This is a genomic window from Roseateles sp. P5_B10 (genome assembly GCF_056400485.1).
Window position 1 is genome coordinate 1 of sequence record NZ_JBFULE010001218.1, and the last position, 1,128, is coordinate 1,128.

The 1,128-nt window shown below is 58.3% G+C and carries 1 protein-coding gene and 1 pseudogene; both read left to right on the top strand.

From position 1 onward, the window contains the following. A pseudogene (locus AC1DU6_RS32225) lies at positions 1-204 on the top strand (nitrate ABC transporter permease); the annotation flags it as partial. A gap of 24 nt (positions 205-228) precedes the next feature. Next, on the top strand, positions 229-1,026 hold the full coding sequence (locus tag AC1DU6_RS32230) for an ABC transporter ATP-binding protein (protein WP_477862290.1): 798 nt from the start codon (positions 229-231) through the stop codon (positions 1,024-1,026). Positions 1,027-1,128 lie beyond the last annotated feature (102 nt).

Below are 1,128 nucleotides of genomic sequence, written 5' to 3' on the forward strand. Positions count from 1 at the left end.
GGCCTGTCATGGCTCGCCATCATCGCGGCTGAAATGCTGATCGGGGGCGTCGGCATCGGCTTCTTCATCTGGGACGCATGGAATTCCTCGCATATGAGCGAGATCATTCTGGCGCTGTTCTATGTCGGCATCGTCGGCTTCGTGCTCGATCGCCTGATCGCCGCCCTCGGCAAGCTCATCACCCACGGCACTTCAGTCAGCTAACACCTGGGTCAGCTAAGGAGAGATATCATGAAGGCATATCTGAAGCTTGATCACGTCGACAAGGTGTTCACCCGCGGCAAGGTTTCGTCCGAGGTGTTGAAGGACATCAACCTAAACCTCGGCAAGGGTGAATACGTCTCCATTATCGGCCATTCCGGTTGCGGCAAGTCGACGATGCTCAACATCATCGCAGGCCTGACACGTGCAACGATCGGCGGCGTGATCCTTGAGGATCGCGAAGTCAATTCGCCCGGCCCTGATCGCGCCGTCGTGTTCCAGAACCACAGTCTGCTGCCGTGGCTGACGGTTTATCAGAACGTCCGTCTTGGCGTGGACAAGGTATTTGCCAAGACCAAGTCCCGCGCCGAGCGCGACGAATGGACGATGCACAATCTTAATCTCGTGCAGATGACGCATGCCAAGGACAAGCGCCCCTCGGAAATCTCCGGCGGCATGAAGCAGCGCGTCGGCATTGCCCGTGCGCTCGCGATGGAGCCCAAGGTGCTGTTGCTGGACGAACCGTTCGGTGCGCTCGACGCACTGACCCGCGCTCTTTTGCAGGACTCGGTCATGGCGCTGCATCAGAAGCTCGGCAACACCATCGTCATGATCACCCATGACGTGGACGAAGCCGTGCTGCTGTCGGATCGTATCGTGATGATGACCAACGGGCCATCAGCGACCATCGGCGAAGTGCTCGACGTGCCACTGCCGCGGCCGCGCCAGCGTCTCGAACTGGCGAGTAACCCGGTCTATCTCGACTGCCGCAAGCGCGTGCTCGAATTCCTGTATGAGCGCCACAAGTTCGTCGAAGCCGCGTAAGCATCTTGTTACCTCTTGACTTCCGAGGGTAAACCGAATGAATGCGGCTCAGACTTTCCGGATAGCTGTAGATCATGAGTCGTTCGATAGGCCTGACGCTGT